The organism is Streptomyces sp. NBC_01537, assembly GCF_045040445.1.
Lineage (GTDB): Bacteria > Actinomycetota > Actinomycetes > Streptomycetales > Streptomycetaceae > Actinacidiphila.
This window is the reverse complement of record NZ_CP109392.1, coordinates 5,579,938-5,600,879: the sequence shown is the minus strand read 5'-3', so window position 1 is coordinate 5,600,879 and position 20,942 is coordinate 5,579,938. Positions and strand designations below refer to the sequence as shown.

The window sequence follows — 20,942 nt, the reverse complement described above, 5'->3', positions numbered from 1 at the left end:
CGGTTGTCGTCCGTCCGCCTGCTCGTCGTGACCGCCGTGGCGGCCGAGGCCGAGGCCCTGGCCGCCAGCGGGTACGACGGGTACGACATCCTCGCCGCCGGGGTCGGCCCGGCCGCAGCCGCGGCCGGCACCGCCACCGCGCTGGCCAGGGCTCCGCACGACCTGCCGTACGGCCTGGTGATCTCCGCGGGCATCGGCGGCGGCTTCCAGCCCCTCGCCCCCGTCGGATCGGTGGTCGTCGCGGACGCGATCATCGCCGCCGACCTCGGCGCGCAGACCGCCGACGGCTTCGTGCCGGTCGACGAGCTCGGCTTCGGGCGCAGCGCCCACCTCCCGCCCGGCAAGCTGTCCCGCGCCGTCGCGGAGGCGACCGGCGCCGCGTACGCCCCCGTTCTCACCGTCTCCACGGTCACCGGCACCGCCGAGCGGGCCGCCGAGCTGGCCGCCCGTCACCCCCGGGCCGCCGCCGAGGCCATGGAGGGCTTCGGCGTCGCCGAGGCCGCCGCCGCCCACGGCATCCCCGTCCTGGAGATCCGCGCGATCTCCAACCCCGTCGGCCCCCGCGACCGCGCCGCCTGGCAGATCGGCCGCGCCCTGGCCGCCCTCACGCAGGCCTTCCGGGACCTCGCCCCCGTAATCGACACCTGGGAGACGGAACGATGACCCTGCGGATCGCGTACTCCCCCTGCCCCAACGACACCTTCGTCTTCCACGCCTGGTCGCACGGCCTCGTCCCCGGCGCCCCGCCGGTCGACGTCACCTTCGCCGACATCGACCTCACCAACGGCATGGCCGAGCGCGGCGAGTTCGACATCCTCAAGGTCTCCTACGCCGTCCTGCCGTACGTCCTCGACCAGTACGCGCTCCTGCCCTGCGGCGGCGCGCTCGGCCGCGGCTGCGGCCCCCTGGTCCTGACCCGCGAGCCGGGCCTGGACCTGGCGGGCAGGACGGTCGCCGTACCGAGCGAGCGCTCGACCGCGTATCTGCTCTTCCGGCTGTGGGCGGCCGCCGAAGTGCCCGGCGGCGTCGGCAAGATCGAGGTCCTGCCCTTCCACGAGATCATGCCCGCGGTGCGCGACGGCCGCGTGGACGCGGGGCTCGTCATCCACGAGGCCCGCTTCACCTACCAGAACTACGGCCTCCACAAGCTCGCCGACATGGGCGAGCACTGGGAGTCCACCACCGGCCTGCCCATCCCGCTCGGCGCGATCATCGCCAAGCGCTCGCTCGGCGAGGCGAGGCTGCGCGAACTGGCCGCCGCCATCCGGGAATCCGTACGCATGGCCTGGGACGAGCCCGAGGCCTCACGCGCGTATGTCCTGGAGCACGCCCAGGAGATGGACCCCAAGGTCGCCGACCAGCACATCGGGCTCTACGTCAACGAGTTCACCGCCGACCTCGGCGAGGACGGCTATGCGGCGGTACGGGGGCTGCTGACACGCGCGGCGGCCGAGGGGCTGGTGCCGCCCCTCGGACCGCACGCGCTGGACTTCTGACAACGGCTAGTGCTGTGGCCGGGTACGTTCGCCGGGTTGCGCAGCCCGCCGGCTGCGCTTTGTCCTCAATCGCCGGACGGGCTGAGTTCAGCCCGTCCGGCGATTGAGGACGGAACCGGAAGCCGGACGGACCCGGCGAACCATTCCGGTCACCGCACTAGACGTCCAACTGGTCGGCGACGACCCGGAGCACCGAGGCGATCTTGTGCCCGTGGGCCTTGTCCGGGTAGCGCCCGCGCTGCAGCGAGCGCGCGACATCCTCCAGCAGCGTGGTCAGGTCCTGGACGATCGGCAGCAGTTCGTCCGGCTTACGGCGCTGTGCGGCGGCCACCGAGGGCGCCGGGTCGAGGAGGGCCACCGAGAGTGCCTGGTCACCGCGCTGGCCGGCGACGACGCCGAACTCCACGCGCTGGCCCGGCTTGAGTGTGGCCACCCCGTCCGGGAGTACGGAGGAGTGCACGAAGACGTCGCCGCCGTCGTCGCGGGAGAGGAAGCCGAAGCCCTTCTCGCTGTTGAACCACTTGACCTTGCCGGTAGGCACGTCCGACCTCGTCCTCAGATGTAGATAGTGATGATGATTGCGGTGAGCGCAAAGGCGGGTCCGTCCGTAGACCCGCCTGCCCATAGGCTAGTGGCCCCAGGGGGTGTGTCCAGACGCTGTGATGCCTCTCATTCGGCCAATGCGCTGCGGGTTGCTGGACGCGACCTACCCTGGTCGGGTGACGTATGAAACCAAGAACGCGGGCGACATGCTGGTCCGCGCCGGCGCGGTCGTCTTCATCATCGGCGCGCTCGGCACACTGGCCACCGTGGCCCCGCTGCTGCTCGGTTCCGACCCGCTGCCGACGGCCGCCTACCTCGTGTCGATGCTGATGGGCGTCGGCTTCGCGCTGGCCCTGGGCGGGCTGCTGCGCACGGCGCTCGCGCAGCGCCCTCAGGCAGGTCAGGCGGGGCAGGCCGGTCAGGCAGCTCAGGCCGCCTCCGACAGGTAGCCCGCGAACCACTCCGGGAACTCCGTCAGGTCCGCCAGCACCACATCCGCGCCCGCCGCGCGCAGTTCGGCTGCGCCGACCGGCCCGGTGGCGACCCCCACGGACAGCGCACCGGCCCTACGGGCTCCGCGCACATCGCCGGTGTGATCGCCGACGTAGACCGAAGCGCCGTGTTCGATCAGCGCGGCGCCCTTCCCCTCCGCCCACAGGTCCCCGACCACCGCGTCGGCCGCGATGTCCAGGTGCTCCAAGTGCCGTACGGCGTTGCCTCCGTACTTGGCGGTGACCACCACCGTCCGGCCGCCGGCGCGGCGGATCGCCTCGACGGACTCCCGGGCGCCGGGCATGGCGAGGGTGGGGGCGATGGCGTGCACGGGGTAGATCCGGTGCCGGTACATCTCCGCGACGGCCTCGATGTCCTCGGCGGGGAACCAGTGCGCCAGCTCGTCCACCAGCGGCGGCCCGAGCCGGGTGATCGCCAGGTCGGCGTCCACGTACACGCCCGTCGTGGCGGACAGCGCCTCGAAGGCGGCCTTGATGCCGGGGCGCGAGTCGATGAGCGTCATGTCGAGGTCGAAGCCGACGGTAACCATGCCGGAAATTATGCCCGGCGGCTCCGCCAGACCAGGAAGGCGGCCGACGCCACCGCCGCGATCCGCACCACCACGGGGAAGGCCCCGCCTATCGCCGTATCCAGCTGCCCCTCTGCGATCGGCTCCCCCCACCGGCCGTCCATCCGCCCCCACAGCCACACCAGCGCGCCACCGGCGACCAGCCCCGGCACCGTCAGCGCGGCGAACTTCGCCTGCGCGCGCGTGAGCCTCGGCGAGTAGTACGCGATGAGCCAGCCGACCACCAGCGCCGGCCACGTGCCGCGTATCGGAACGGCGCCCGCCACGAGCAGCAGCGCGGCAAAGGTCTCCACAGGGGCGAGGCGGGCCCGGGCGCGAACCCTGGTCGCCGGAGCCTCCGGCCCGCCTACGCCATCCCCGTCCTCGTCCTCCTCCTCGGCTTCGGCCTCCGGGGCGGCGCGCCTCCTGCGCAGGCGGCGCCAGAGCGAGGTCTTCTCCGGCGCTTCCTCCTCCTCGGCTTCTTCCTCTTCCTCGTCCTCCGCCACGGGCCCCAGCGGCACCGTCACGCCGCCCGTCATCCCCGGCAGCCCCGCGAGCTCCTGCCCCGGAACCATTGGCTCCAGCGATTCCCGGGGCCACTGAAGTACCTGCGGCAGCTGGGGTTCCTCCGGCTGCTGGGGTCCCTGCTTCTCCCCCAGCCGCCACCATTCCCCGGCCTTGGCGGTCCGCTGCTCCGGCACCCCCGCCGACACGTCCGGCGCCGCGCCCGCCGCACCCTCCGCCGCGCCCACCACCTCGTCCGGCGACCCCAGCTTCCCCAGGATCCGCCGCACCGCCGCCGGGCTGTCACTCCCCGCGCGCCCCCTGGCCTGGTCGATGTCGCTCCGCAACCGCGTCACGAGCCGCACCCGGCGCTCCACGGACAGCCGCGTCTGAGCAAGGTCGCCGACCTTGCTCAGATAGTCGAAAATCAGGTGATCGCTCTCAGCCCCCACGCTCCGAAGTTACCGCCTCGCTGAGGTGTCCGGGCAGAGCCCCCGGCTACTGTGGGTGGGATGAGCAGCCCGCACCGCCCCCGCACGCTCGCGGAGGCCCTCCGCGCCCGGGGCGACGACGCCCTGGGCAGGCTCCTGCAGGCGCGCCCAGACCTGCTCAGCCCGGTGCCGAACGACCTGACGCAGCTGGCGACCCGGGCCGGGACGCGCGCATCGGTCGTACGGGCGCTGGAACGCCTCGACCGGTTCACGCTGCAGACCGCGGAAGCCCTCGCCGTGGCACCGGACGGCTGCCCGTACGAGACGCTGCGCGCGCTGATGACCGGCGACGCGGGCGACCCCGCCGTGGACGCAGCGCTCCCGCACGCCGTGGAGACGCTGCGCGCCCTCGCCCTGGCCTGGGGCGAGGACGACGCGCTGCGCCTCATCCGGACCGCCCGGGACCTTCTCGCTCCCACCGCCGGGGCGCCGTCGCCCACCGGGCTGGGGCCGACGGTCGCGGAGGCGACGGCCGGTACGTCGCCGGGCCGCCTGCAGCAGATCCTCGCCGACGCCGGGCTGCCGCCGACCCACGACCCGGTCAGCGCGGTCGGCTCCCTCACCGCACTGTTCCAGGACCGCGCCCGCCTCACCGCCGTCCTGGCGGAGGCGCCGATGGAGGCGACCGCCGTCCTGGCCAAGCTCACCTGGGGCCCGCCCTACGGCGAGGTGACGGATGTGACCGCCACCCAGGCCCACATCAGGTGGCTGCTGGACCGGGCGCTGCTGCTGCCCTCGGGCCCCCGCAATGTCGTGCTGCCGCGCGAGGTCGCCCTGCACCTGCGCGGCGGCCGGGCGCACCGCGCTCCGGAGCCGGCGGCGCCCCCCGTCCAGGCGACCGCGCACGATCCACAGGCTGTGGACGGAACGGCCGCGGGCCAGGCCTTCGCCGCCACCCGCACCGCCGAGGAACTCCTCAAGCACCTGGAGCTCAACAGCCCGCCCGTCCTGCGGGCCGGCGGCCTGAGCGTCCGGGACCTCAAGCGCACGGCCACCGTCCTCGACGTGCCCGAGCAGATGGCCGCGTTCTGGCTGGAACTGGCCTACGCCGCCGGGCTGCTCGCCTCGGACGGCGAGGCCGACGAGGCGTACGCGCCCACACCGGCGTACGACGACTGGCTGCCGCTGCCCGCCCAGGACCGCTGGACCACGCTGGCCACGGCCTGGCTCACCGCCACCCGCACGGCCGGCCTGGTCGGCGGCAAGGACGCGAAGGGCCGGGCCCTGAGCGCGCTCGGCCCGGAGCTGGACCGGTCACTGACCCCGGAGGTACGCCGCCGGATCCTCGAGCTGCTGGCGGAGCTGCCGCCCGGGGCCTCGGCCACCCCGGACGCGCTGCTGGCGCGGCTGCGCTGGGAGCGGCCCCTGCGCGGCAACCCCGGCCCGGACAGCCTGCGCGCGGACCTGGTCCGCTGGACGGTCACCGAGGCGGAGCTGCTGGGCATCACGGGCCGGGGCGCGCTGGCCGCCCATGCCCGGGCCCTGCTCGAAGCGGGCACCGCCGCCGAGGCCGGAGCCGCGCGGCTGCTGGCGCCGCTGCTGCCCCACCCGCTGGACCACGTCCTCCTCCAGGCGGACCTGACCGCGATCGCCCCCGGCCCGCTCCAGCCGCACCTCGCCGAGACCCTCAACGTCCTGGCCGACATCGAGTCCAAGGGCGGCGCGACCGTCTACCGCTTCACCCCCGGCTCCGTACGCCGTGCCCTGGATGCCGGCCGGACCGCCGCCGAGCTGCACGCCTTCCTGGCCGAGCACTCCCGCACCCCCGTGCCGCAGCCGCTGAGCTACCTCATCGACGATGTGGCCCGCCGCCACGGCCGGCTGCGCGTCGGCGCGGCCTCGGCATACGTACGCTGCGACGACAGCGCCCTGCTCAGCGAGCTGCTCGCCGACCGCCGCGCCGCCGGCCTCGGCCTGCGGCTGCTCGCCCCCACCGTGCTGGCCGCGCAGAGCGACCCGGTCACGCTCCTGGAACGGCTGCGCGCGATGGGGTTCGCCCCGGCCGCCGAGTCCGCCGAGGGTGATGTCCTGATCACCCGCGCCGACGCCCACCGCACCCCGCCCCGCGCCGCGCCCACCCCCGTCGCCGACGGCCCCCCGGCCCCCGCCGCGACGCTGCTCGGCGCCGCAGTCCGGGCCATCCGGGCCGGCGACCGAGCCTCGACGGCGGTGCACCGGACCGTGCCCGCCCCCGCCACAAACGGCCTGCCGCGCAGCGCCGCCGCCGAGACGCTGGCCACCATGCAGGCGGCCGTCCTCACCGGCGAATCCGTCTGGATCGGCTACGTCAACGCCGACGGCGCCGCCAGCCAGCGCGTCATCGGCCCGGTCCGCGTCGAGGGCGGCTTCGTCACGGCCTACGACCACACCGCCGACGAGGTCCGCACCTTCGCCCTGCACCGCATCACCGGCGTTGCGGAGCTTGCGGATGACCCCGCCTGATCCACTTCCCCAGCCGCCGACCCAGCACCAGATACCCCAGCAGCGCCCCGGCCGTGTTCAGGATCACGTCATCGATGTCGAAGGCCCGCCCCGCCACGATCGCCCCCTGCGTCAGCTCGACCAGCACCATCACCGTCAGCGTGATCAGCAGCACCCGCCACACCCCGCGCGCCTTGGGCGCCGCGACCGGCAGCAGCACCCCGAAGGGCACCCCCAGCAGCACATTCCCGCCCACCTGCCGGATCGCCCCGGCCATGGTGTACCGCTCGTAGTACCGGCGCAGCGACGCCCCCGGCTGCAGGTTCGAGTGCGCGATGCCCTCGGAGGCGTACGAGGGCGAAAGCGTGGCCTTGGCCAGTACGACCGCGAAGGCCACCATCAGCAGCAGCGCCACCAGCACCGCCAGGAACCGCGCGAACGCGGCGAGCGGCGCTCGCACCTGGATCTTCCGTAGTCGTGAAGGCTTCGGCTCTGAGGGCTTCGGCTCCGGCCTGGTGGCGGGCTCGGGCTCCGGCGTCGGCTTTTTCCGCAAGCGTGATGATACGACTGGACGCGTCACCCCAAGCGGCTACCCACTGCCAACATCACTACGCACGCCACAGCCGTGCATTGATGTAGGACACTGGACGCTTGTCCCCACACGGAACGCCAACGGAAAGGGCGGCGGCGTGAACAACGGGCCCCTCATCGTCCAGAGCGACAAGACGCTGCTGCTGGAGGTCGACCACCCCCAGGCCGACGCCTGCCGCCGCGTCATCGCGCCCTTCGCCGAGCTGGAGCGTGCCCCCGAGCACATCCACACCTACCGGGTGACCCCGCTCGGCCTGTGGAACGCCCGCGCGGCCGGCCATGACGCCGAGCAGGTCATCGACGCCCTCGTCTCGCACTCCCGCTATCCGGTGCCGCACGCCCTGCTGGTCGACATCGCCGAGACGATGTCCCGCTACGGCCGCCTCACCATCGCCAAGCACCCCGTCCACGGCCTGGTCCTGACCAGCACCGACCGCCCGGTGCTGGAGGAGATCCTCCGCTCGAAGAAGATCATCCCGCTGGTCGGCGCCCGCCTCGACCCCGACACCGTCGCCGTCCACCCCTCCGAGCGCGGCCAGATCAAGCAGGTGCTCCTCAAGCTCGGCTGGCCCGCCGAGGACCTCGCCGGTTACGTCGACGGCGAGGCCCACCCCATCGAACTCGACGAGAACGGCTGGGCCCTGCGCCCCTACCAGAAGCAGGCCGTCGAGGGCTTCTGGCACGGCGGCTCCGGTGTCGTCGTCCTGCCCTGCGGAGCGGGTAAGACGCTGGTCGGCGCGGGCGCGATGGCCACCGCCAAGGCGACCACGCTGATCCTTGTCACCAACACCGTCTCCGCCCGGCAGTGGAAGCACGAGCTGGTGAAGCGCACCTCGCTGACCGAGGACGAGATCGGCGAGTACAGCGGTACGCGGAAGGAGATCCGGCCCGTCACCATCGCCACGTACCAGGTCCTCACGACCAAGCGGAAAGGCGTCTACTCCCACCTGGAGCTCTTCGACTCCCGCGACTGGGGCCTGATCGTCTACGACGAGGTGCACCTGCTTCCGGCACCGGTCTTCAAGTTCACGGCCGATCTGCAGGCCAGGCGCCGGCTCGGCCTCACCGCGACCCTGGTGCGCGAGGACGGCCGCGAGTCGGATGTCTTCTCCCTCATCGGGCCCAAGCGCTTCGACGCCCCCTGGAAGGAGATCGAGGCCCAGGGCTACATCGCTCCGGCGGACTGCGTCGAGGTCCGGGTCAACCTGACGGACGCGGAACGGCTGGCGTACGCCACCGCCGAGGCGGAGGAGAAGTACCGGTACTGCGCGACGACCGCGACCAAGCGGAAGGTGACCGAAGCGCTGGTCGCCAAGCACATGGGCGAGCAGACCCTGGTCATCGGCCAGTACATCGACCAGCTCGACGAGCTGGGCGAACACCTCAACGCGCCCGTCATCAAGGGCGAGACGTCAAACGCCCAGCGCGAGAAGCTCTTCGACGCCTTCCGCCGGGGCGAGATCTCCGTCCTCGTCGTCTCCAAGGTCGCCAACTTCTCCATCGACCTTCCCGAGGCGACCGTCGCCATCCAGGTCTCCGGCACGTTCGGCTCCCGCCAGGAGGAGGCCCAGCGGCTCGGCCGCGTCCTGCGGCCCAAGGCCGACGGCCATGAGGCCCGCTTCTATTCGGTGGTCGCCCGCGACACGATCGACCAGGACTTCGCGGCCCACCGCCAGCGGTTCCTGGCGGAGCAGGGGTATGCGTACCGCATCGTCGACGCGGACGAACTTCTGGCGTAGACCCGGTTCGTGGGGGAACCTCCCCCACCCCGCTCCTTCGGGAGTGTCCTCAAACGCCGGACGGGCTGAATTGATCACCCCGTCCGGCCCAGGACGACGACGCTGAATGCCGTCGTCGCGAAGACCCGTATCGCCTGCAGAGCTGTCACCAGCGAGTTCTGTGTGTTTTCCATGTCCCCAATGTAGGAATTCCACCCCGGCCGGCACATCCGTCCCCGGTTTGAACTCCCGCCCCTGGTCGTTCCCCCAAAAGTCCTACTGCCCGGACGGCCGGTGATACCAGAGACGTACGGGAAACCCATTGGCCCCGGACCCACCGGACCGCGTAGGATCGCGCGTCTTGCCGCCTTCCGCCCGGCCCTGCCGGGCGGTCGCGCCGCCGGCCGGACGGAAACCGGCCGGCAGAGCCGATTCGTATCAGGACAGCGCACGGCCGCCCCGCCAGGGGCGGCCCGCTGAGCCATGCCCTACGTGCCGCCGGAGGCAATGCAGTCATGCCCGCCAGCAAGAGCAACAGCACCGACCCGCTCGAACGCGAGCGCGCCCACCTCAGCTCGTCCCGTGCCGCGCTGCGCGCGATGCGCGAGGACGCCGAGGCACTGGACATCAGGGATGTGGCGGCCAGTTGGGTGACCGCCGAGATCCTGCACCACCAGATCGAGCTGCGCATCAAGGCGCTGGCGGACATGTCCCACACCCCGCTGTTCTTCGGGCGCCTGGACTACGTCCACCACCCCGCGGGGAACCGCTTCTACATCGGCCGCCGCCATGTCCACGATGGTGGCGGCGACCCGATGGTCATCGACTGGCGGGCGCCGGTCTCGCAGCCGTTCTACCGCGCCTCCCGCCGCGACCCGCAGGACGTGGCGCTGCGCCGCCGCTTCGGCTACACGGGCGGGGAGCTGACGGCGTACGAGGACGAGCACCTCACCGACCCGGCGGAGGCGGACGCGACCAGTGCGCTGCTCCAGGCGGAGATCGAGCGGCCGCGTGTGGGCCCGATGCGGGACATCGTGGCGACGATCCAGCCGGAGCAGGACGAGATCGTGCGAGCGGGGATCGGGGGGACGGTGTGCGTGCAGGGCGCGCCGGGCACCGGGAAGACCGCCGTCGGGCTGCACCGGGTGGCGTATCTGCTGTTCGCGCACCGGGAGCGGCTGGCGCGCACCGGGACGCTGGTGATCGGGCCGAACGCGTCCTTCCTGCAGTACATCGAGCAGGTGCTGCCCGCGCTGGGCGAGATCGGCATCAAGCAGGCCACCGTGGACGACCTGGTGGCGCATGTCCCGGTGAAGGGGACGGACACGGCGACGGCCGCCCGGATCAAGGGCGACGCGCGCATGGCGCAGGTGCTGCGCAAGGCCGTCCGCTCGGGGATCAGGATGCCGGTCGAGCCCGTCGTGGTCGTACGGGGCTCGCGCCGCTGGCGCGTGCCGGCGTACGAACTCGAAGAGCTGGTGCGGGAGATGATGGAGCGTGACATCCGCTACGGCGCGGCGCGCGACGCGCTGCCGCAGCGGATCGCGCATGCCGTGCTCGTACGGATGGAGCAGTCGGGCGAGGCGCCGGACGACCGGGTGCAGGACGCGGTGGCGCGCAACGCGGCCGTGAAGGCGGCGGTCAAGGAGGTCTGGCCGCCGGTGGACCCGGCGAAAACCGTCCTGCGCATGCTGTCCGACCCGGAATTCCTCGCCGCATGCGCAGACGGGATTCTGACCCCGGAGGAGCAGAAGGAAATCCTGTGGTCCAAGCCGGCCCGGGGCCTGGCCTCGGCCCGCTGGTCGGCCGCCGACACCGTCCTGGTCGACGAGGCGGCCGACCTCGTCCAGCGCACGCATTCGCTGGGCCATGTCGTCCTCGACGAGGCCCAGGATCTGTCGCCCATGCAGTACCGGGCCGTCGGCCGCCGCTGCTCGACCGGCTCGGCCACCGTCCTCGGCGACATCGCCCAGGGCACGACCCCCTGGGCCACCGCCAGCTGGGAGGAGGCCCTCACCCACCTCGGCAAGCCCGGCGCCCAGGTCGAGGAGCTGACCCGGGGCTTCCGCGTCCCGCGCTCGGTCATCGCGTACGCCTCCCGGCTGCTGCCGGCCATCGCGCCGGGGCTCAACGAGGCCACCTCCGTACGCGACAGCCCCGGCGACTTCTCCGTGGAGCAGGTGACCGACCTGGACGCCGCCGTCATCGCCGCCTGCCAGGCCGCCCTGCGCAACGAGGGTTCCGTCGGCCTCATCGCCGCCGACGCCCGCATCCCCGCCCTCACCGACGCCCTTGCGCAAGCCGGTTTGTCCCACCTGGCCCCCGGCGACGAGACCACCGCCGAGGCCCGCCTCACCCTCGTCCCGGCCACCCTCGCCAAGGGCCTGGAATACGACTACGTCGTCCTGGACGAGCCCGCCGCCGTCGTGGACGGCGAGCCCGACGAGCGCACCGGACTGCGCCGCCTCTATGTGGCGCTGACCCGGGCGGTGTCCGGGCTGGCGGTGGTGCACTCGGCGCCGCTGCCCGAGGAGCTGGCGCCCGAGGACCCGGCGGCCTGGTGACCAGGATCTGGTCTGGGCAGGGCCGGGCCTGGTCCGTGCTTCCCGGGCCGGGAAGTGTGAGGCTCGGAAACACCACGAGTCCTATGGGAGGCGAACCGCAGTGAAGCGCAGGATCCTGGGCGGCACCGGCATCTCGGTGAGCGAGTACGCGCTGGGCGCGATGATGTTCGGTGCCTGGGGCAACCCCGACCACCACGACTCGGTACGGATCATCCACGCGGCCCTGGACGCGGGCATCAACTTCGTGGACACCGCCGACATCTACAGCTCCGGCGAGTCCGAGGAGATCGTCGGCAAGGCCCTGAAGGGCGGCAGCCGCCGTGACGGCGTCGTCCTGGCCACAAAGTTCCACAACCGGATGGGCGAGGACCCCAACACCGGCGGCAACTCCCGGCGCTGGATCATGCGGGCGGTCGAGGACAGCCTCCGGCGCCTCGGCACGGACTACCTGGACCTCTACCAGGTGCACCGCCCCGACCCGGACACCGACATCGACGAGACGCTCGGCGCCCTCACCGATCTCGTACGCTCCGGCAAGGTGCGGGCCATCGGCTCCTCCACCTTCCCCGCCGACCGGATCGTCGAGGCCCAGTGGGCCTCGGAGCGGCGCGGGCACGCCCGCTTCCGTACCGAGCAGCCGCCGTACTCGATCCTCGCGCGCGGCATCGAGGCCGACGTGCTGCCCGCCGCGCAGCGCTACGGCATGGGCGTGCTCACCTGGGGCCCGCTCAGCGCGGGCTGGCTCTCGGGCCGCGACGTGACGCAGGGGACGGGCCGTTCCGCCCTGGAACAGGCCAAGTTCGACACCACCGTCCCGGAGAACGCCCGCAAACTGGAGGCCGTCGCCGAGCTGAAGAAGCTCGCCGCCGACGCCGGGCTCCCGCTCACCCACCTCGCCCTGGCCTTCGTACGCGCCCACCCCGCCGTCACCTCGGTGATCATCGGCCCGCGCACGGCCGACCAGCTCACCGACCTGCTGGCGGGCGCCGACGCCGTCCTCGACGACGCGATCCTGGACCGCATCGACGAGATCGTCCCGCCGGGCACGGACCTCAACCGGGCCGACAGCTACTACGTCCCTCCGGCCCTGGCCGACCCCTCACTTCGCAGGCGGCGCTAGCGCGTCCCGCAGGCGACCGTCCGCTTCCGCCAGGAGGCGGGCGGCCGTCGGCGCGTCCACGTCGGCCAGGAGCATCAGGATCGCGTTCTTGACCTCGCCGCCGGTGGCGGTGAGGGCCTTCTCGACCGCGCCCTCGGGCGCACCCGTGGCCTGGGCGACGATCCGGCGCGCCCGCGCCCGCAGCTTCTCGTTGGACGCGCGGACGTCGACCATCAGATTTCCGTACGTCTTGCCCAGCCGGATCATCGTGATCGTCGAGAGCATGTTGAGGACCAGCTTCTGGGCGGTGCCCGCCTTCAGCCGGGTCGACCCGGTGAGGAATTCGGGGCCGGTCACGACCTCGATGCCGTGTTCGGCGGCCGCCGCCAGCGCGGAGCCCGGGTTGCACGACAGCCCCACCGTGAGCGCGCCCAGGGCGCGTGCGTGCTGGACGGCGCCGACGGCGTAGGGCGTACGCCCGGAGGCGGCGATGCCGACGACCGTGTCGTCCGGGGTCAGCTCGATCCGGTCGAGGTCGGCGGCGGCCAGGGCGGGGCTGTCCTCGGCGCCTTCGGCGGAGGTGACCAGGGCGGAGGGCCCGCCCGCGATCAGCCCGACGACCTGCCCGGGGGCGGTGTTGAAGGTGGGCGGGCACTCGCTGGCGTCCAGGACGCCGAGGCGCCCGGCGGTGCCGGCGCCCGCGTAGATGAGCCGCCCGCCACGGGCCATCCGTGCCGCGATGGCGTCGATCGCCGCGGCGATGGCGGGCAGCTGCGCGGCGACGGCGGCCGGGACGGCGGCGTCCTCGGCGTTCATGAGGCGGGCGATGTCGAGCGTGGGCCGCTGGTCGACGTCGGCGAGCTCGGGGCGGTGGGCCTCGGTGGTCAGGGCGGCGAAGTCGGTCACGTAGCGAAAGCTAGCCCTGACGGCGTTGCGCAACAATGGCGACATGGATCCGGACGACCTCGGCAACCTCGCGAACCTCGAAACGGCCCTGCACGCCGCGCGCGCACTCATCCTCGCCGACCTCGCGGCGGCCGATGTCGCCGACGCCGAGGTGGTCTCCCTGGTCGAGGACGCCGTCGCGCAGCGCCGCTGGTGGGTCGAGCAGTGGCCCGAGGGCGTGGGCTTCGTCGCGGGGCTCGTTGCGCAGGACGTGCAGGACGCCCTACTGGAGCGGTACGGCCGCTGGCCGCTGTGCCCCCGGTGCGACGAAAACCCGCATGCGCTTGCCGTGGAACCCGAGCTCGGCCCGGACCCGCACTGGGTCTGCGAGGCGTCCGGGGCCGCGCTCGCGCCGGTCGGCTCCCTGAAGGCGACCCTGTAAGGCCATGGCCGTCTACATAGACCCGCCGACCTGGCCCGGCCACGGCCGCATGTGGTCGCACCTGGTCAGCGACAGCTCGTTCGACGAGCTGCACGCCTTCGCCGCCCGCATCGGCGCTCCGCCCCGCGCCTTCGAGCGCGACCACTACGACCTCCCGGCCGAGCACTATGCCGCCGCCGTCGCCCAGGGCGCCATCGAGGTCGGCAGCAAGGAGCTGCTGCGCAGGCTCACCGAGGCGGGGCTTCGCCGCCCCAAGCACCGGCGCCGCTGAGCAGGGCCAGCTCGGTGTCGAGGTTGTGGCGGGCCGCCCGTTCCCAGCGCTCGTGGCCCGCCGGGGTACGGAACAGCCTGGGCAGGGCGAGCAGTTGCCGCAGCACATCGGCCCGGCCGGTGCGGAACAGCTCGTCCGGCACGAAGCCGTACTCCTCGCGGACGGCGGCCGCGTAGGCGGCGTACGCGGCCGGGGAACCGGCGAGCACCGCGAGGTCGGCGTCGCACAGCACCTCGCCGTTGCGGTCGCCGTCGGCCGGGTCGTGGGTGACGGTCAGCCGGACGAGGCGGACGACCTCGGCCGTGGTGGCGGCGGGGACACCGGCCTCGGGGAGGGCTCGCTCGGCCAGCGCCGCGCTGCGCTCCTCGTTCTCGGAGCGGTCGGGGCGGTAGACGGCGTCGTGGAACCAGGCGGCGAGACGGACGGCGTCCGGGTCGTCGGCGTGGGCGGCCAGCTCGTCGATGCGGTCCAGGACCGCGACCAGGTGATCGGTGGTGTGGTACCGGCGCTGCGGCTCGGCCCAGCGGGCGAGCAGATCGGCGGCGTAGGGGGCCGGATCCGCGTCCTGGGTCTGGGCGCGGCGCAGCAGCTCGGACCAACGGGTCAGGAGGGTGGCAGCCATGCGGCCATTGTGGCAGGCTGGCAACATGTCTAGACCAATTTTCGAGGTGATCGCGCTCGGCGTCGTCGATGCCGTCGCGGCGGAATCCGGCGGCGCCGACCGCCTTGAGCTGGTCAGCGGCATGTCCGCCGGCGGGCTCACCCCCTCCCGGGAGACCTTCGCGGCAGTACGGGCGGCTGTCCGCATCCCCATCCGGGTGATGCTGCGGGCCCGCGACGGCTACGAGGCGGACGACCTGGACGGGCTCTGCGCCCGGGCGGCGGCCCTGCGGAGCGAAGGCGCGGACGAATTCGTCCTCGGCTTCCTCGACCCGTCCTCCGACGGGCCCGACCTCAAGGCCGTCCACGCCCTGCTCGACGCCACCGGCCCCGGCTCCCGCTGGACCTTCCACCGCGCCATCGACCACACCCCCGACCGGGCAGCCCTGCGGGCAGCCCTCCGCGGCTCCCCCGGCCTCGACACGTACCTCACCGCGGGATCGGCGGCCGGCGTCGACGCCGGCCTGCCCGTCCTTCTCGACGAAGCCGCGCTCCCGCCCGGCGAACCCCGCCTCCTGGTCGGCGGCGGCCTGCGGGCCGACCACCTTCCCGCGCTGCTCGCGGGCGGCGTCGACGCCTTCCACGTCGGCGGCGCGGTGCGGCCCGCGGGCTGGGCGGGGCCGGTCGACGCGGCGGCGGTGCGGGCGTGGCGGGACCTGCTCGACGCGCCGGTGGGGGTGGCGTAGGGCCGGGGCTCCGCCCCGGACCCTCCCCCAAGCACTTCGTGCAGGGGGTACCCCACTCCTCGAACGCCGGAGAGGCTGGGAGTCCTACGCGAGGACTCGCAGCTGCTCCGGCGCGAACGCGCTGAGCTCGCCCACCCGCCCGCCCAGAACCTTCGCGGCCCACTCCGGGTCACCGAGCAGCGCGCGCCCGACCGCGACAAGGTCGAACTCGTCGCGCTCAAGCCGGTCCAGCAGGTCGTCAATCGTGGCGACAGCCGCCGACTCGCCCGCGAAGCCGCGCAGGAAGTCGTTGTCGAGCCCGACGGACCCGACCGTGATGGTCGGCTTGCCGGTGAGCTTCTTGGTCCAGCCCGCGAGGTTCAGCTCGGAGCCGGAGCCGTCGAACTCGGGGAGCCAGAAGCGGCGCTGGGAGGCGTGGAAGGCGTCGACGCCGGCGTCGGCGAGCGGTGTGAGGATGGCGGCGAGGTCGTCGGGGGTCTCGGCGATGCGCGCGTCGTAGTTCTCGGACTTCCACTGGGAGAAGCGGAAGAGGACGGGGAAGTCCGGGGAGACGGCCGCACGCACGGCGGCGACGATCTCGGTGGCGAAGCGCGTACGGGAGCCGAGGTCGCCGCCGTAGCCGTCCGTACGGCGGTTCGTGCCGGCCCAGAGGAACTCGTCGATGAGGTAGCCGTGGGCGCCGTGCAGCTCGACGCCGTCGAAGCCGGCGCGCTCGGCGGCGGCAGCGGCGTCGGCGAAGGCCTGGATGACGTCGTCGAGGTCGGCCTGGGTCATGGCGTGGCCCGCGCCCTCCGTGCCGTCGAGGGCGATGCCGGAGGGGCCGACCGGGGGTGCGGTCACGATGGGCGGGTCACCGGCCTTGCGGGCCATGCCGACGTGCCAGAGCTGGGGCATGATCGTGCCGCCGGCGGCGTGGACGGCGTCCGCGACCCGGGCCCATCCGGCGAGGGACTCCTCGCCGTGGAAGCGGGGGACGCTGTCGCTCTGGCCGGCCGAGGGGTGGTCGACGTACGTCCCCTCGGTGATGATCAGGCCGACCCCGGCGGCCGCGCGGCGGGCGTAGTACGAGGCGACGTCCTCGCCGGGCACTCCGCCGGGCGAGAACTGCCGGGTCATCGGCGCCATCACGATCCGGTTGGGGACGGTGGTCCGGCCCAGGGTGAAGGGTCGGGACAGGACCTCGGCGGCACGGGTTGTCACGGCGGGAGTCTCCTTGGTTAGGGGCAGGCGCTTCCCAGCTCAACCGTCCGCCCACGTAAGTACATTCCCGCGCACACACCCGAGGGCGGCACCCCCGCGATGGGGGTGCCGCCCTCGGTCAGGTACTGCTGGTACCTCCGATCCGCGAACGGATCAGAAGTCCATGTCGCCGCCCGGCATGCCGCCACCGGCGCCCGCACCGGCACCGGCCTTCTCGGGCTTGTCGGCGATGACGGCCTCGGTGGTGAGGAAGAGCGCGGCGATGGAGGCCGCGTTCTGCAGCGCGGAGCGCGTGACCTTGGCCGGGTCGATGATGCCCGCGGCAATGAGGTCGACGTACTCGCCGGTCGCGGCGTTGAGGCCGTGACCCGGGGTCAGGTTGCGGACCTTCTCCACAACGACGCCGCCCTCAAGGCCGGCGTTGACCGCGATCTGCTTCAGCGGGGCCTCAAGGGCGATGCGCACGGCGTTGGCGCCGGTCGCCTCGTCACCCTCGAGCTCCAGCTTCTCGAACACCGAGGACGCCTGGATGAGAGCGACGCCACCACCGGCGACGATGCCCTCCTCGACGGCGGCCTTGGCGTTGCGCACCGCGTCCTCGATGCGGTGCTTGCGCTCCTTGAGCTCGACCTCGGTCGCGGCGCCGGCCTTGATGACGGCCACGCCGCCGGCCAGCTTCGCGAGGCGCTCCTGGAGCTTCTCGCGGTCGTAGTCCGAGTCGCTGTTCTCGATCTCGGCACGGATCTGGTTGACCCGGCCCGCGACCTGCTCGCTGTCGCCGGCGCCGTCCACGATCGTGGTCTCGTCCTTGGTGATGACGACCTTGCGGGCGTGGCCGAGCAGGTCGATGCCCGCGTTCTCCAGCTTGAGGCCGACCTCCTCGGAGATGACGGTGCCACCGGTGAGGATGGCGATGTCACCGAGCATGGCCTTGCGGCGGTCGCCGAAGCCCGGGGCCTTGACGGCCACGGACTTGAAGGTGCCACGGATCTTGTTGACGACCAGGGTCGACAGGGCCTCGCCCTCGACGTCCTCGGCGATGATCAGCAGCGGCTTGCCGGACTGCATGACCTTCTCCAGCAGCGGGAGCAGGTCCTTCACCGAGGAGATCTTGGAGTTGACGATCAGGATGTACGGGTCGTCGAAGGACGTCTCCATACGCTCCAGGTCGGTGGCGAAGTACGCCGAGATGTAGCCCTTGTCGAAGCGCATGCCCTCGGTGAGCTCAAGCTCCAGCCCGAAGGTCTGCGACTCCTCGACGGTGATGACGCCTTCCTTGCCGACCTTGTCCATCGCCTCGGCGATGAGCTCGCCGATCTGCGGGTCGGCGGCGGAGATGGAGGCGGTCGAAGCGATCTGCTCCTTGGTCTCCACGTCCTTGGCCTGGTCGAGCAGGGCGGCGGAGACGGCCTCGACGGCCTTCTCGATGCCACGCTTGAGGGCCATCGGGTTGGCGCCGGCCGCCACGTTGCGCAGGCCCTCGCGGACCAGTGCCTGGGCGAGAACGGTCGCGGTGGTCGTACCGTCACCGGCGACGTCGTCCGTCTTCTTGGCGACTTCCTTGACCAGCTCGGCGCCGATCTTCTCGTACGGGTCCTCGAGCTCGATCTCCTTGGCGATGGAAACACCATCGTTGGTGATCGTGGGGGCGCCCCACTTCTTCTCGAGGACGACGTTGCGGCCCTTGGGGCCGAGGGTGACCTTGACGGCGTCGGCGAGCTGGTTCATCCCGCGCTCGAGACCGCGCCGTGCCTCCTCGTCGAACGCGATGATCTTGGCCATGTGAAGTGGTCCTCCCGGACGGGGTGGATTGCTCCGGACCGCGCTGGCGCCCGCGACGGACGGCCTGTCTCCCACCGGTCTCTTACCGGCGGTCGAGCGGGCCTCACCTGACCCGATCCGTGTCGTTCCTTCGATGCTTCAATCAGCACTCTCAACATCAGAGTGCTAACGCTAATGATTAGCACTCGACCCCCGAGAGTGCAAGCGGTTCGGGCCGGGGCGAGGCAGGGCCGGACGCGGAAGGGCCCGCATCCTGGTGGATGCGGGCCCTCCTGCGTGTGAGCGTGTCTGGTTGGCCGATGCCGCCCCGGTCAGACGGCGAGACGGACCATGTCCGCCTGCGGCCCTTTCTGACCCTGCGAGATCTCGAACTCGACCCGCTGGCCTTCTTCGAGGGTGCGATAACCGTCCATCTGAATCGCGCTGTAGTGCACGAAGACGTCCGCACCACCGTCGACCGCGATGAAGCCGTACCCCTTCTCCGCGTTGAACCATTTGACGGTGCCCTGAGCCATCCCTAACTCCCCTATTACTGGCCCTTCGCAGGACCGCACCTCGCGGACCCGGGTCAGACCTCACCCCCTACAGCCCAGGGGGCGTGCGCCGGAACGCGTCGACCGCCGCCGAATGTATCTGCCTGACTGCCCTCTGCAACAGGTCAATCGGACGAGAATTCTGGGCATGTTCGAACGGAAAAAGGGGATGAATTAAGGGGAATCCGGGTCAAGTCGGACTGGACATAAGTAGCCAACGCGACAATCGTCGCGCTAATTTGGCGATAAATCGCTGTCCATCGAACGGCGCGGAATTGAGTTGCGCGGGATTCCAGGGCAACTGTACCGCCATTCAACTACCGCTCAGCACACAGGTGCCCCGTCCTCCCCACGGAGGACGGGGCACCTGCGCGGGCTTCGTCAGCCTCCGGCGACCGCCGGGATGATCGAGACGCTCGCGCCGTCCGCGACCGCCGTCAGCAGGCCCTCGGAGAAGCGGACGTCGTCGTCGTTCACGTACACGTTCACGAAGCGGCGCAGCTTGCCCGTGTCGTCCAGCACGCGGGCGGAGATGCCCGGGTGGTTCTTCTCCAGCGACTCGATGACCTCGGCCAGGGTCGCGCCGTCGGCCGGCACCTCGGCCTTTCCGTCGGTGTACGTACGAAGGATGGTCGGGATGCGTACGGAAGCGCTCATGATTCGGGGTTCACCTTCAGTCGGTGCAGGCGGTCAGTGGGAATCAGTGGGCCAGACCCGCCGCGCGGAACGCGTCCACGCTGGGCTTGATCGTCGCTGTCGGGCCGGTCGTCTCGGCGACGGCGTCGAGCGTCTTCAGGCCGTCGCCGGTGTTCAGGACGACCGTCTCGGCGGCCGGGTCCAGCTGGCCGTTCTCGATCAGCTTCTTCAGGACGCCGACCGTCACCCCGCCCGCCGTCTCGGCGAAGATGCCCTCGGTCCGGGCCAGCAGCTTGATCGCGTCCACGCACTGCTCGTCGGTGACGTCCTCGACCGCGCCGCCCGTGCGGCGGGCGATGTCGAGCACGTACGGGCCGTCGGCCGGGTTGCCGATCGCAAGCGACTTGGCGATGGTCTTCGGCTTCTGCGGGCGTACGACATCGTGCCCGGCCTTGAAGGCGGTGGAGACCGGCGAGCAGCCCTCGGCCTGGGCGCCGTAGATCTTGTAGGGCTTGTCGGCGACCAGCCCTAGCTTGATCAGCTCCTGCAGGCCCTTGTCGATCTTCGTGAGCTGGGAGCCGGAGGCGATCGGGATCACGATGTTGTCCGGGAGCCGCCAGCCGAGCTGCTCGCAGATCTCGTACGCGAGCGTCTTGGAGCCCTCGCCGTAGTAGGGGCGCAGATTGACGTTGACGAAGCCCCAGCCCTCGCCGATCGGGTCGCCGATCAGCTCGCTGCAGAAGCGGTTGACGTCGTCGTAGTTGCCCTCGATGCCGACCAGCTCGCCGCCGTAGACCGCGGCCATGACGACCTTGCCCGCCTCCAGGTCGTGCGGGATGAAGACGCACGAGCGGAATCCGGCGCGAGCGGCGGCGGCGCCGACCGCGCCCGCCAGGTTGCCGGTGGAGGAGCAGGACAAGGTGGTGAGGCCGAAGGTGCGGGCGGCCTCCAGGGCGATGGCGACGACCCGGTCCTTGAAGGAGTGGGTCGGGTTGCCGGAGTCGTCCTTGATGTGCAGGCCGCCGGTGATGCCCAGCTCGCGGGCCAGGTTGTCGGCCTTGACCAGCTTGGTGAAGCCGGGGTTGAGGTTCGGCTTGTCCGCCACGTCCGCCGGGACGGGCAGCAGGGGCGCGTAACGCCAGATGTTGTTCGGCCCGGCCTCGATCTGCTTGCGCAGGGACTCCGGGTCGCCGGTCGGGAGGTCGTACGCCACTTCGAGCGGCCCGAAACACTCCTCGCAGGCGAAGACCGGCGTCAGCGGGAAGCGCGTGCCGCACTCGCGACAGGACAGCGCGGCGGCGGGCCCGAAGGCGGAGGGGGTGGTGACAGCGGTTTCGATGGTCTGCGCAGCCATGGAGGC

General features: G+C 72.1%; 21 protein-coding genes. 10 read left to right on the top strand and 11 right to left on the bottom strand.

Annotated elements, in window-relative coordinates:
• The first annotated feature begins 3 nt into the window (after positions 1-3).
• Positions 4-663, top strand: coding sequence for a futalosine hydrolase (locus OG607_RS25905; RefSeq protein WP_405728043.1), 660 nt, complete (start codon positions 4-6; stop codon positions 661-663).
• Complete coding sequence (locus tag OG607_RS25900; protein WP_405728040.1) at positions 660-1,496, top strand: 1,4-dihydroxy-6-naphthoate synthase; 837 nt, start codon at positions 660-662, stop codon at positions 1,494-1,496. Before OG607_RS25905 ends, OG607_RS25900 begins: the two co-directional genes overlap by 4 nt.
• A gap of 157 nt (positions 1,497-1,653) precedes the next feature.
• On the opposite strand, the gene OG607_RS25895 is transcribed toward OG607_RS25900, so the two are convergent.
• Positions 1,654-2,037 carry a cold-shock protein gene (locus tag OG607_RS25895; protein ID WP_405728037.1) on the bottom strand — a complete coding sequence of 128 codons (384 nt, stop codon included), beginning with the start codon at positions 2,035-2,037 and terminating at the stop codon, positions 1,654-1,656.
• A 208-nt stretch (positions 2,038-2,245) separates the two neighbouring features.
• Here OG607_RS25895 and OG607_RS25890 point away from each other — a divergent pair, with 208 nt between their 5' ends.
• On the top strand, positions 2,246-2,488 hold the full coding sequence (locus OG607_RS25890; RefSeq protein WP_405737040.1) for a hypothetical protein: 243 nt from the start codon (positions 2,246-2,248) through the stop codon (positions 2,486-2,488).
• On the opposite strand, the gene OG607_RS25885 is transcribed toward OG607_RS25890, so the two are convergent.
• Both OG607_RS25885 and OG607_RS25880 read right to left on the bottom strand, forming a co-directional pair.
• Positions 2,467-3,081, bottom strand: coding sequence for an HAD family hydrolase (locus OG607_RS25885; protein WP_405728034.1), 615 nt, complete (start codon positions 3,079-3,081; stop codon positions 2,467-2,469). The two genes, OG607_RS25890 and OG607_RS25885, sit on opposite strands and share 22 nt — an antisense overlap.
• Before the next feature lie 8 nt (positions 3,082-3,089).
• Entirely contained in the window at positions 3,090-4,055 is a 966-nt protein-coding gene (locus OG607_RS25880) for a hypothetical protein (RefSeq protein ID WP_405728031.1), read from the bottom strand.
• Positions 4,056-4,115: 60 nt separating this feature from the next.
• Here OG607_RS25880 and OG607_RS25875 point away from each other — a divergent pair, with 60 nt between their 5' ends.
• Complete coding sequence (locus OG607_RS25875; protein WP_405728028.1) at positions 4,116-6,536, top strand: helicase-associated domain-containing protein; 2,421 nt, start codon at positions 4,116-4,118, stop codon at positions 6,534-6,536.
• On the opposite strand, the gene OG607_RS25870 is transcribed toward OG607_RS25875, so the two are convergent.
• Positions 6,499-6,975, bottom strand: coding sequence for a VanZ family protein (locus OG607_RS25870; protein ID WP_405728025.1), 477 nt, complete (start codon positions 6,973-6,975; stop codon positions 6,499-6,501). The genes OG607_RS25875 and OG607_RS25870 overlap by 38 nt on opposite strands.
• A 229-nt stretch (positions 6,976-7,204) precedes the next feature.
• On the opposite strand from OG607_RS25870, the gene OG607_RS25865 reads away from it, so the two are divergent.
• From OG607_RS25865 to OG607_RS25855, 3 genes are all read left to right on the top strand, one after another.
• The gene (locus tag OG607_RS25865; RefSeq protein ID WP_405728022.1) at positions 7,205-8,845 is read left to right on the top strand and encodes a DNA repair helicase XPB; all 1,641 of its coding nucleotides are present in this window, start codon (positions 7,205-7,207) and stop codon (positions 8,843-8,845) included.
• Between the two features lie 494 nt (positions 8,846-9,339).
• Positions 9,340-11,388 (top strand): HelD family protein, encoded by a 2,049-nt coding sequence (locus OG607_RS25860; protein ID WP_405728019.1) that lies wholly within the window; start codon positions 9,340-9,342, stop codon positions 11,386-11,388.
• 100 nt (positions 11,389-11,488) lie between these two features.
• Complete coding sequence (locus OG607_RS25855) at positions 11,489-12,508, top strand: aldo/keto reductase (protein ID WP_405728016.1); 1,020 nt, start codon at positions 11,489-11,491, stop codon at positions 12,506-12,508.
• Here the strand turns inward: OG607_RS25855 and murQ are convergent.
• Positions 12,488-13,438, bottom strand: a complete 951-nt coding sequence (gene murQ, locus OG607_RS25850) for an N-acetylmuramic acid 6-phosphate etherase (protein WP_405728013.1) — start codon at positions 13,436-13,438, stop codon at positions 12,488-12,490. The genes OG607_RS25855 and murQ overlap by 21 nt on opposite strands.
• Between murQ and OG607_RS25845 the strand changes: the two genes are divergently transcribed.
• Positions 13,437-13,814 carry a hypothetical protein gene (locus tag OG607_RS25845; RefSeq protein ID WP_405728010.1) on the top strand — a complete coding sequence of 126 codons (378 nt, stop codon included), beginning with the start codon at positions 13,437-13,439 and terminating at the stop codon, positions 13,812-13,814. The genes murQ and OG607_RS25845 overlap by 2 nt on opposite strands.
• A 4-nt stretch (positions 13,815-13,818) precedes the next feature.
• Complete coding sequence (locus OG607_RS25840; RefSeq protein WP_405728007.1) at positions 13,819-14,085, top strand: DUF4031 domain-containing protein; 267 nt, start codon at positions 13,819-13,821, stop codon at positions 14,083-14,085.
• Here the strand turns inward: OG607_RS25840 and OG607_RS25835 are convergent.
• Positions 14,042-14,707, bottom strand: coding sequence for a hypothetical protein (locus tag OG607_RS25835; protein ID WP_405728004.1), 666 nt, complete (start codon positions 14,705-14,707; stop codon positions 14,042-14,044). The genes OG607_RS25840 and OG607_RS25835 overlap by 44 nt on opposite strands.
• 25 nt (positions 14,708-14,732) lie before the next feature.
• Here OG607_RS25835 and OG607_RS25830 point away from each other — a divergent pair, with 25 nt between their 5' ends.
• Positions 14,733-15,431 (top strand): copper homeostasis protein CutC, encoded by a 699-nt coding sequence (locus OG607_RS25830; RefSeq protein ID WP_405728001.1) that lies wholly within the window; start codon positions 14,733-14,735, stop codon positions 15,429-15,431.
• 84 nt (positions 15,432-15,515) lie between these two features.
• On the opposite strand, the gene OG607_RS25825 is transcribed toward OG607_RS25830, so the two are convergent.
• The 5 genes from OG607_RS25825 to thrC form a co-directional block, all read right to left on the bottom strand.
• Complete coding sequence (locus OG607_RS25825) at positions 15,516-16,631, bottom strand: NADH:flavin oxidoreductase (RefSeq protein ID WP_405727998.1); 1,116 nt, start codon at positions 16,629-16,631, stop codon at positions 15,516-15,518.
• A 153-nt stretch (positions 16,632-16,784) separates the two neighbouring features.
• On the bottom strand, positions 16,785-18,413 hold the full coding sequence (gene groL, locus OG607_RS25820) for a chaperonin GroEL (protein WP_405727995.1): 1,629 nt from the start codon (positions 18,411-18,413) through the stop codon (positions 16,785-16,787).
• Between the two features lie 311 nt (positions 18,414-18,724).
• Positions 18,725-18,928 (bottom strand): cold-shock protein, encoded by a 204-nt coding sequence (locus OG607_RS25815; RefSeq protein WP_037910665.1) that lies wholly within the window; start codon positions 18,926-18,928, stop codon positions 18,725-18,727.
• 399 nt (positions 18,929-19,327) lie between these two features.
• Positions 19,328-19,603, bottom strand: coding sequence for a ubiquitin-like small modifier protein 1 (locus OG607_RS25810; protein ID WP_405727992.1), 276 nt, complete (start codon positions 19,601-19,603; stop codon positions 19,328-19,330).
• Positions 19,604-19,646: 43 nt separating this feature from the next.
• Positions 19,647-20,936: a threonine synthase gene (gene thrC, locus OG607_RS25805; RefSeq protein ID WP_405727989.1), complete on the bottom strand. Its 1,290-nt coding sequence runs from the start codon at positions 20,934-20,936 to the stop codon at positions 19,647-19,649.
• Positions 20,937-20,942 lie beyond the last annotated feature (6 nt).

What these genes read in the sequence shown, in the direction of transcription:
- OG607_RS25900 (WP_405728040.1), top strand. Translation starts at nt 660, where the DNA reads ATGACCCTGCGGATCGCGTACTCCCCCTGCCCCAACGACACCTTCGTC.
- OG607_RS25890 (WP_405737040.1), top strand. Translation starts at nt 2,246, where the DNA reads ATGCTGGTCCGCGCCGGCGCGGTCGTCTTCATCATCGGCGCGCTCGGC.
- OG607_RS25885 (WP_405728034.1), bottom strand. Translation starts at nt 3,081, where the DNA reads ATGGTTACCGTCGGCTTCGACCTCGACATGACGCTCATCGACTCGCGC.
- OG607_RS25875 (WP_405728028.1), top strand. Translation starts at nt 4,116, where the DNA reads ATGAGCAGCCCGCACCGCCCCCGCACGCTCGCGGAGGCCCTCCGCGCC.
- OG607_RS25860 (WP_405728019.1), top strand. Translation starts at nt 9,340, where the DNA reads ATGCCCGCCAGCAAGAGCAACAGCACCGACCCGCTCGAACGCGAGCGC.
- OG607_RS25845 (WP_405728010.1), top strand. Translation starts at nt 13,437, where the DNA reads ATGGATCCGGACGACCTCGGCAACCTCGCGAACCTCGAAACGGCCCTG.
- murQ (WP_405728013.1), bottom strand. Translation starts at nt 13,438, where the DNA reads ATGTCGCCATTGTTGCGCAACGCCGTCAGGGCTAGCTTTCGCTACGTG.
- OG607_RS25840 (WP_405728007.1), top strand. Translation starts at nt 13,819, where the DNA reads ATGGCCGTCTACATAGACCCGCCGACCTGGCCCGGCCACGGCCGCATG.
- OG607_RS25835 (WP_405728004.1), bottom strand. Translation starts at nt 14,707, where the DNA reads ATGGCTGCCACCCTCCTGACCCGTTGGTCCGAGCTGCTGCGCCGCGCC.
- OG607_RS25830 (WP_405728001.1), top strand. Translation starts at nt 14,733, where the DNA reads ATGTCTAGACCAATTTTCGAGGTGATCGCGCTCGGCGTCGTCGATGCC.
- groL (WP_405727995.1), bottom strand. Translation starts at nt 18,413, where the DNA reads ATGGCCAAGATCATCGCGTTCGACGAGGAGGCACGGCGCGGTCTCGAG.
- OG607_RS25815 (WP_037910665.1), bottom strand. Translation starts at nt 18,928, where the DNA reads ATGGCTCAGGGCACCGTCAAATGGTTCAACGCGGAGAAGGGGTACGGC.
- OG607_RS25810 (WP_405727992.1), bottom strand. Translation starts at nt 19,603, where the DNA reads ATGAGCGCTTCCGTACGCATCCCGACCATCCTTCGTACGTACACCGAC.
- thrC (WP_405727989.1), bottom strand. Translation starts at nt 20,936, where the DNA reads ATGGCTGCGCAGACCATCGAAACCGCTGTCACCACCCCCTCCGCCTTC.